The organism is Xenorhabdus sp. PR6a (genome assembly GCF_028599065.1).
In the GTDB taxonomy this organism is placed as follows: Bacteria; Pseudomonadota; Gammaproteobacteria; order Enterobacterales; family Enterobacteriaceae; genus Xenorhabdus; species Xenorhabdus doucetiae.
Map to the genome: position 1 here is coordinate 1 of NZ_JAQRFJ010000088.1, position 9177 is coordinate 9177.

General features: G+C 43.0%; 10 protein-coding genes. 9 read left to right on the plus strand and 1 reads right to left on the minus strand.

The genetic code is table 11. The annotated features are described in order from the left end of the window. The 7 genes from PSI15_RS16250 to PSI15_RS16280 form a co-directional block, all read left to right on the plus strand. A partial coding sequence (locus PSI15_RS16250) for a replication-relaxation family protein (protein ID WP_273584439.1) occupies nt 1-691 on the plus strand: 691 nt, incomplete at its 5' end. A 462-nt stretch (nt 692-1153) separates the two neighbouring features. Next, entirely contained in the window at nt 1154-1375 is a 222-nt protein-coding gene (locus PSI15_RS16255; RefSeq protein WP_273584440.1) for a hypothetical protein, read from the plus strand. Between the two features lie 269 nt (nt 1376-1644). Continuing rightward, nucleotides 1645-1899: a helix-turn-helix domain-containing protein gene (locus PSI15_RS16260; protein WP_273584441.1), complete on the plus strand. Its 255-nt coding sequence runs from the start codon at nt 1645-1647 to the stop codon at nt 1897-1899. A 301-nt stretch (nt 1900-2200) separates the two neighbouring features. After that, the gene (locus tag PSI15_RS16265) at nt 2201-2467 is read left to right on the plus strand and encodes a plasmid stabilization protein (RefSeq protein ID WP_273584442.1); all 267 of its coding nucleotides are present in this window, start codon (nt 2201-2203) and stop codon (nt 2465-2467) included. Then, complete coding sequence (locus tag PSI15_RS16270; protein WP_273584443.1) at nt 2457-2756, plus strand: type II toxin-antitoxin system RelE/ParE family toxin; 300 nt, start codon at nt 2457-2459, stop codon at nt 2754-2756. Before PSI15_RS16265 ends, PSI15_RS16270 begins: the two co-directional genes overlap by 11 nt. A 233-nt stretch (nt 2757-2989) precedes the next feature. Then, complete coding sequence (locus PSI15_RS16275; protein WP_273584444.1) at nt 2990-3469, plus strand: Hcp family type VI secretion system effector; 480 nt, start codon at nt 2990-2992, stop codon at nt 3467-3469. After that, a complete protein-coding gene (locus PSI15_RS16280; protein ID WP_273584445.1) occupies nt 3469-4392 on the plus strand; it encodes a DUF4225 domain-containing protein in 924 nt (307 codons plus the stop codon). The genes PSI15_RS16275 and PSI15_RS16280 overlap by 1 nt, the downstream gene beginning before the upstream one ends. 395 nt (nt 4393-4787) lie before the next feature. On the opposite strand, the gene PSI15_RS16285 is transcribed toward PSI15_RS16280, so the two are convergent. Beyond that, nucleotides 4788-5153, minus strand: coding sequence for a type VI secretion system tube protein Hcp (locus tag PSI15_RS16285; protein ID WP_273584446.1), 366 nt, complete (start codon nt 5151-5153; stop codon nt 4788-4790). Between the two features lie 350 nt (nt 5154-5503). On the opposite strand from PSI15_RS16285, the gene PSI15_RS16290 reads away from it, so the two are divergent. After that, nucleotides 5504-6406, plus strand: coding sequence for a replication initiation protein (locus PSI15_RS16290; protein ID WP_273584447.1), 903 nt, complete (start codon nt 5504-5506; stop codon nt 6404-6406). 749 nt (nt 6407-7155) lie between these two features. Further along, entirely contained in the window at nt 7156-9147 is a 1992-nt protein-coding gene (locus PSI15_RS16295; RefSeq protein WP_273584448.1) for a type IV secretory system conjugative DNA transfer family protein, read from the plus strand. Nucleotides 9148-9177: the final 30 nt, after the last annotated feature.

The following is a 9177-nucleotide window of genomic DNA, read 5'->3' on the forward strand; positions in this document are numbered from 1 at the left end:
AAAAAAACAGGATAACGAGCAGGCTATTCTGCGGTTCCTGAAAGATGAAATCTATTCAACGGCTGAAATCCTGAGCAGGGTACTGAATTATACGGCGACCAGTACCGTGTACACGGCGTTAAACCGAATGTGTGCTAAGGGATTGCTGAGTACCGAAAAAGTGGATTTAGGCGGTTACAGACCGTTTAACGTGTATGGCATTACGCAGCATGGGGCTGTCATGGTCTTGGATGACCATGACGACCCGTTTAAGCTGAAAGCGTTTGAACCGTCAAAAATCACACTCAGCACGCTGGAACACCGATTTGATGTGCAGCGGTTAAGCCTTGTCGCCAGACATCACGGGTATCAATGGAAACCGACCAGCAATCTCAAGCTGGAAAAAGGGCAAAAATACCCTGACGGCCTGATGCGCAAGGACGGGAACATCTGGGCGGTGGAAGTGGAGCGGGTGGCTAAGTCCCCGAAACGCTACCGCGACATCGTCGAAATCTATCTGAATCAGATAACCGTGAATCATTGGGCGGGTGTGGTGTATCTGTTCCCCGATCCGCAGTTACGGGACAGGGTTAAACGCATATTTTACGCCGTTGATGCTGCCTCGATTGGCGGGCGTCTACAGTCCTTATCGCCTGACATTACAGACCGTTTTTTTGACTTTAAAACTTATGAGGAATTTGCCCGCGAGTGATATGTATTATTTTTTATACGGTGGTGATTATGTGCATTCTGTCATTTGATCAAACCCTACCGCCTCGCCTTCGCTCGTTGGTCAACAGCGACCCGCCACCCAAAAACAAGTTTTGAATGACGGGTCGCTGTTTTCGTTGTCGCATTCATTTGATTTTATTATTGAATGTTTTTAATTATCCCGTTAACCTGATAACGCTATCGGCAAAATCCGATAGTCAAGGGGTCGCAGCCTTGAGATTCATCAATACTGGTAACGTTATCTGTTTGCCAGTGTGCCTGTTTTTGCCTCTCAATGGCGATTCAGGCAGGGGAGACTATTGTCTCGCTGGTTTGATGAATCCCAGTACTGCGAACCCTGTTTGAGTCGCCACCATAAAATTAGAGAAAGCAAAAATGAAAATAATCCTCTGGTGTTCCTCTGTACATTTAACTGTTTTACCTTATCGAATAGAGGTAAAACATGGCTAAACTCTTTACTTACCAAACCTCAAAAAATGCCTACGCACTGGCACGAGATGCCACTGATTTGATTAAATGTGCAGAGTATCTCTGCCGAAAAGATGACATACATGAGAATGTGCGACATCTCCATAGCTGTATCTACGCCACCATGAAAAAAATACGTAAGTTAAGCCGATTACTGGAAACTTATGAGGTGAATGAGGTCACAAACACACACTAATAACACCAATTAAATATCGATTTAACTTACTGTTTTACTTATTTAAGTAGTTAATTCGGTAATCTGAAATAGCTATCAGTTAAAATTGAGAGCAAGGGGTCGCAGCCCTGAGATTCATCAGCACAGGTAAAACAAGTTTTACCTGTGTGTCTGTTTTCACCTTTTATCTATGGTGGTTCAAACAGGAGAGGTAATGACTCACCGGTTAAACACTCCCGGTACTGCGAACCCTATTTGAATCGCCACCAATAACATGAGGTGAAACAGATATGAATGCGAACCAAGACTGGCATCCTGCCGATATTATTGCCGCCTTACGTAAACAAGGAACTACCTTAGCAGCAATCTCCCGTAAAGCAGGGTTAAGTTCATCCACATTAGCCAATACCCTGATCCGACCTTGGCCAAAAGGTGAATGGATAATTGCCGACTACCTCAAGCTTCATCCCTCCCAAATTTGGCCCAGTCGCTATTTCGATAACACTGGTAGCCTGATAGAACGCAAGCCCCGAAATAAATCATGACAATGAAGTCTTGATAAGTCACTTACAGATTGTTTGTCTAAAGCCTGCCGATATTTATTACTGGCTTCATTGGGTTAAGTTTTGTCTAACATCAGACAGGCCACACCCTTGGATATGATTTTTACTGGCGTCACTTGGATTTTACCAAGTGACGCCACAAATGGGGATTAACACGACAAAATTTTGGACAGTTCCGGCTCGTACCCCTGAGATCAGCTATTCACGACTTAATTTAATGGCGTATAATCAGCACAAGTCAATCTTCTGGCACAACCAGCAGAAAAACCTTTGGAGCATGACAATGAACAACACAACCCACTATGAAAACGCCAACTTCCTGCGTGAACTGGCGGAGAATCTGCCTCGGATCATGCCCTGCGCCAACGCAACCCGAAATGCGGAACTTCTGCAACGACTGGCTAACGAGGAACTGGCACAGGCTGAGTATGAAGAACGGGTAAGAGCCAAAGTTGCGATCGCACGTGCTGACAGTCGCTCAGGCATCACTACCGAACAACTTCGCCAACAGTTACAAAATCGTTATCAGGCGTTACGTGATGACGTATGACGTCGAATGGAAACAGGGAGCTATCGAAGACGTCATGGCGCTTTTTGACTATATCGCGGAAAACTCATCACTCTGGGATGCCAGAAACGTAACGGATCGCCTCCTGAACTCGACAGACAAACTGGCAGAATTTCCCCGTCTGTACGAAGTTGATTCACGCTATGGTGAAGATGTACGCCGCATAAGTTTGGTAGGGCAACATGTGCTTTACGAGGTAGACGATCAGGCTAAACAGGTTAGTATACTGGCAGTCGTTGGTCAGAGACAGGATCCCTACTCAATACGCTAATTCGGCATCATTATTTGCAGTCATCTTAGAAACAGATTTTAATCTTATTCCTTTTTGCAGGTGTTTTTAACGTACCTAACGGGTATTTTTAGTGACTAACCTCACCCGTTTAACATAATGAATTATGGGTATCTTAACGTATAGATAAGATAATTTTTTCATTTTTAATATTTTGTTTTGAGTGATTTTTGTAATATCATGCTTTTTTAAATTAAATTATATAGGATATAGTGATGGCGAATATTATTTATCTTAAGTTACAAGGGAAAAAACAGGGGTTAATCTCTGGAGGGTGTTCTACTGTAGATTCTATAGGGAATAAATATCAAAAAGGGCATGAAGACGAAATATTGGTTAATGAATTATCTTCTAATTTATCAATGCAACAAAATGTGAATTTTCAGCCTATAGATATACGTAAACCTATCGATAAATCATCGCCTCTATTATCACAGGCGTTAACATCAAATGAAATATTAACCTGTGAGTTTTTCTTTTATCGAACTGCGATGAATGGTGGTCTTGAATTATATTATAAAATTAAGTTAACCGAAGCATCGTTGGTAAATATCAATTTCTTTTGCCCAAACTCCATAACACATAATGATGCACAACCAGAGGAATCACTATCCATTAAATTTAAATCCATTACGTGGGAGCATGTAACTGCCGGAACCAGCTCTTATAGTATATGGGATGAGAGGGTATACTAATGATAATAATGCCAACAATGGAACAATTTGATTATTATGGTGATGAATTAATTAAATTATCCAGATATTCAACAGCTTATTTATTGGATGATGTTGAATCTAAGCGTGAATATTTATATGAAATTAGTCAAGTGGTTAGATTAATAAGGCGTGATTATCAAATTGCCTTATATAACTATAATCAAGGTCGTCATGAGCACTGGGCTGACATGAAAAGATGCATAGCCGAAATAAGAAGGGAATTGGATGCTGAAAGGTATGGTTATGAACAAGGAAGAAGAAAAGATAGGAAAACATATTTAAATACCCAAGAATACTCAGGAAAAGGATTTCTATATTATGGTAAAAATGGGTTAAAAGTTGTTGGAGGTATTGTGCAGCTTGGAGCTGGAATTATGGCTTTTGGCACAAGGGGAGGGTGGATAAGAGGCATGGAGTCTAAAGGCATGGGAGTTCTAGCTATAGCCACAGGGGTTGGCGACGCAGTGGAAGGGGCAAGCAATATCATGTATGAATGGACAGATGGCTATATAAATCCAAATAATCCAACTAAGTTTTTTACAGAAAAGGGTTTTTCTTTTTTTGGTGCTGATGAGGGTACTGGGGAATTTGCGTATGATATGGTAAACTTTGGCGTTGGTATTTATTTTGGGTTTACAGCTTTTGCTAAATATGATCCTTCAAAAAGAATTATAAACTTACCTGTGAAAACAAAAAGTGGTCTTGAAAAAGTACCACTTTTACATAAATTATTCACTGAAAAGGGGGGGGTTAGGTTATTCAGGCATATGGAGAATGATTATAAAAGAAAAATGTTTACCAGTGGTAAAGCGGTGCTTACTTATAAAGCTAGTAATGCGGCAATTAAAGCATATTTGCTGTTAGATAAATATTTTCTTAATGAGGAAGATGAAAGTAACTGAAAAAGTAAATTATTTTCGCCTTTAAGTATAGAAGAAAACTAAATTTTCTATCTAAGGATATTACTATGGATAGAAGTATTATAGAAGAAAAATATATGAATGCATAAATGAAAAACATCGCAACAGGATTATTATTAGTTGAGTATATGCTTACGAAATAAAGTAATATGATTATGGTGTTGAGTGTGAATACTGTTGATAGATTCCAGCGAAACAAATCACTAAGCCACTCATCATATTTGTCCATTGACTCGTGCTCTCTTTTGTATGCATTTTTTAAAGAATTAATGTCTTTTTTTGACAATTTACTTAATAGATAAATGTTATTTTTCTTCATGGTGTTTCTCTTGTTTATGGGTGATAATGTTTTTATCACCCAGTGTAAATTTTCATTATCAAGCTAGTTTTAGTTGTATTTTCTCATAAGGTGAATCTTTATCCTCTTCTGAGAAATTAGTGTTTATTTTTTCTATAAATGCATTTTGAAATTTAAATTCATGGGTTATTTTATCATCAATGCACTGAAAAATTTTCAATTCTAAACTTTCATTTTTATCAATAGCATTAAGTAATAAAGGTGATGCACCATCTACGTTTTTTTCTAAAATGATTTTGTCTATATGACTTAAACCATCAATGCCTTTTGATAACTCAAGGGAGTGGAGCTGTATTTTATCTTTATGAGCATCATTTTCTGAACAGTTTTTCGATAACAATCCTTGTTCTGCCCCTGAGATTTCCATGTAAGTAGTATACTGCATTAGTATTTCCTCTTTAATTGTTAATTAATCCCAAGTAAGCCATTTTATTTGAAAATAGGCAATGAAAAGCTAATGCAATAACAGGGTTTCTGTAAATTTACATAATGAATCGTCTCAGAAAATGGGAATTTAAAGTCCGTCAGGCAGTGAACTTTGTCACTGTTCACCGTCTGATGATTAGACAAAATGATTATTGCAGAGTAATTTTAGACTATAAACACATACGCCCCCGAAATTGTGTATCAACTTGGCGGAAGACTCACAATTCACGAGGGCGCAGGCTCAAAACTTAAAAAGAGTTTAGCATATGTACAGACAGAAACAACACCCCGCCATAAGCTCAGCCATAAATGACTAGTTTTGCACTGGATTATTTTGCCGACCATTTGCCCCGAAAACCCTATCACACGGATGATTTACTCTATGGATTGCGTATCAATAACGCCGATGTGGCCAAGCTCGCCCGTTACATCCAGCACAACCCCCCCCATGCCGCTTTCTGGTTTGTGTTTGATGTTGATCGCGTTGGTGCGGCGATAGACTGGACGGACAGCAACGCGCCCGCCCCCAACATCACGGTAAAGAACCAGACGAACGGACATGCCCATCTGCTTTATGGGTTACAAACCGCCGTCAGAACTGCCCCCGATGCCAGTATCAAAGCCCTGAAATATGCTGCATCGGTAGAGCGTGGCTTGTGTGCGAAACTCCGTGCAGACGTGAATTACAGCGGACTGATTTGCAAAAACCCCCTTAACCTGCACTGGCAGGTGACCACATGGCGTCAGGCAGTCTACACGCTGGACGAACTTGCCGATTATGTCGATTTGAACGCCCCAGAAGCCCGCGTGAACGATTTTAATTACGGGCTGGGGCGTAACTGTGAATTATTCGAAAAAACGCGTAAATGGGCTTACAGGGCGATTAGGCAGGGGTATCCCGATTTTGCCCGGTGGCAACTGGCCGTCATTCAGCGTGTGGAAATGTACAATGTCCAGCTGACCAACCCGCTATCGCTGCCGGAATGCGCCTGTATCGGGCGCAGTATTGCCAAGTGGACACACCAACGCATGAGCGAAAAGGCGTTCGCGCAGTATGTTGCAGACACGCATACGCCAGAGATTCAGGCAGCCAGAGGACGTAAATCAAAGCGTGGCGCGATCCCAAACTCAGAGAGAACGCTCAAGCCGTGGGAATCACTAGGAATTAGTCGCCGCTGGTATTACCACAAAAAGAAAAATGGTTTGCTTTGAGTGCACCAGATAACCTATATCAGATAACAGCCCCTTTTTGGGGCTTTTTTGTTTTTTGACGTTAGCTAAAGAACATTGGTTTTTTTAGCACAGTCCGCTCGCCGCAGCCTAACGACCGAGCGCAGCGAGCGAGTGGGCGAGGAAGCGGAATATCTACTGAACTTAATGTTTTGCACGGTCACTCAATAGCTATATAAGAACCCTTTTTTACTTAACAATTTATTTAATCACCTATATTATATAGCTATCTTTATGCCTGTCGGCATGGTTATTTTCTCCGCTAGGGCTGCGAAAACAACAAAGGGAAAAATTCATTTATGTCAGTCTGGACGCCTGCCAACATTCATTTTTCCCCTCTTTCTGTCTTATGTCGGCTGGACGCCGCCAACGTCAGAAATTCACCCGCGCCCCGTCATGCTCACGCATGACCAAAATCAAAAACTACGTCGCTGGATGCGCCTAACGTTTCACTGTTTTTCATTTTGGTCATGCGCTCACTGGCATTCACTTTGACGGGGCGCCGCCCACCGAAAAATCACAACTGGGGTTGTGTTTTTCTCTCACCTGCTGGGGCAGGTTCGTTGTGCTTTATGGCACGGCGAAAAATCTGCTGGGGCAGACTGTTTCTTGTGTACTTTCGCAAGCTGGACGCAATGCGAAAGTATGAAACCGAGGCTTATCACGCTGGGGCGTTCTGAGCCTCTTTCTCACGCTGGGGCGCGAGAATTTCACCGAAAAAGAGGGGGAGTATGTCTTTATCATCGGCGTTGTATTCTGTTCTGAAAGCGTATCCGTTCGCGTTTTCTGTCATTGAAGCGGACTGGCTGGCTGTTGCTGTTTGCGGGTTTGTTTTTAGTTTTGTCTTTTTTACTTTGAGCCGGACATTACATGCTTATAGCCTGCTGGGTGTGAGCAGTGAGGCGATTCGAAAAGCGCAATTGCACAACAAAACGGGTGATGGGAAAACAATCCCGTTAGTGTGGCGTCAGAAAGCGAATCTGGACAATCCGTCCAAACGTATTTATGCCAAGCGCTGGATTTCACGGCTATTTATGTCATTGGTGAGCGCGTTGTTTGGTTTAACTGCTTTATCTTACCTTCTGTTAGTTCTTGCCTGCTTTATCATCAATGAAAAAGTCACGTTTGAGTTATTGTTGAGTGAAAACCGTTTTTATCCGGTGTTCTGGCTGGCGGGTTCTCTGGTGGCAGGGGGGATTGTATCGAGTCTGGTTTACTTTATTTTTATCCGTGACGTTATGGCGAAAAAAGATGCAGAAATTAACCGCGTTATCATTGAAAAGCGGAATAAGCATAAAGGGCGAACGGGTGAACTTTCTGACGCCCGTTCACTGCAATTTGCGTCTGTGCCTGATTTCAATCCGGTTGATTACTTTGACATGGCGGCGGCCAAAGATGCCGTATTCCTCGGACTGGACGAGAAACGCCACCCTATCACTATCCCGCGCAAGATATGGGTGAAATCCAATGTTCAGATAATGGGTTCAGTCGGCAGTGGTAAAGGTGTGCTGGCCTGTTGTGCTCTGGCGCAGTGTGCCGGAACGTTTAATGACACGGTCATTGTTTTTGATCCGAAGAATGATGAATTTGCCCCGCACGTTCTCAAAGGGCAGTCTGATAAATTTTTACTGCTGGATTTACGCCAGGGTAAACCTGCACAACTGAATATTTTCCGTGACCTGTCATCTTATCAGCTCAATGAATTGCTGGTATCGGGCTTCAGTCTCGGACGGCGTGGCGATAATGCGGATTTTTACCGTGACAATGACCGCCAAGCTGTCCGTTTGCTGTCGTCCCAGTTTGAACAAGGCACAGATGTCGCTGCCCTACTTGACGCGGCGCAACGTTTGCCACAAAAGGTCAGGGAGTCCGCCAGTGGTTTTATGACGCTATTGCAGGAATTGTGCTCGTTGTCCGTTTTACAGACCCGTGAGGGGATTGATTTAAAGGATTTTATTCTTAACGGCGGTTGTCTGTATGTTGTCGGTTCTCTGCGTGATGAATCGGTGATCATGCTGCAAAAAATGTTGTTTGTGCGTTGCTTACAGATTATCGAGGAGCGCGACCGTTTTCATGAAACTACGCACGTGAATATTTTTCTCGACGAGGTTAAGTACCTGCTTTCAAAATCCAGTCTGGAAGCCCTCGGCACAGTACGTGACAAGAACTGTAATATTCTGCTGACGCACCAGTCCCTCGGTGATTTTGGTCAGTGTGGTGCAGACATGAAGCCGGAAGTAGTCCAAGCGACGGTGATAGACAACACGCCGATTAAATGGATCTACCGCATGAAAGATTACAAGGTGGCGGAGTGGGCAAGCAAGCAAACGGGGCAAATACTTGTAGACAGTGAACGGCGCAACGTGACCACAGAGACCGGCAATGTCGAACTGATGAGCACCGAAACCACCGTATTTAAAGAAAAACGCGAACTGATAGACACCAACACCATTCAGCACCTGCCCGACGGCGCGGCCGTGATGATCGGTGTCGGTCTGGCGCGGGTTGCCTACAGCAAACCGATTAAGGTGGCGCGACAGGCGATTGCGTTAACCGAATACCCGACTATCAAGCTGCCTGATTTTCATTTTTCAGCGGGTGAGCCTGTTTCATCCTCCCCTGAATATGCCGGAGAAATACCGCAACACAAAGAGGCTGTCACCGAGTCTGTGGCACAGACACACTTTAAACGAGAGAGTCATGATGACAATGGGTGGCGATAATTTTATCCGCTCCTACAAAGAGCGTATGGC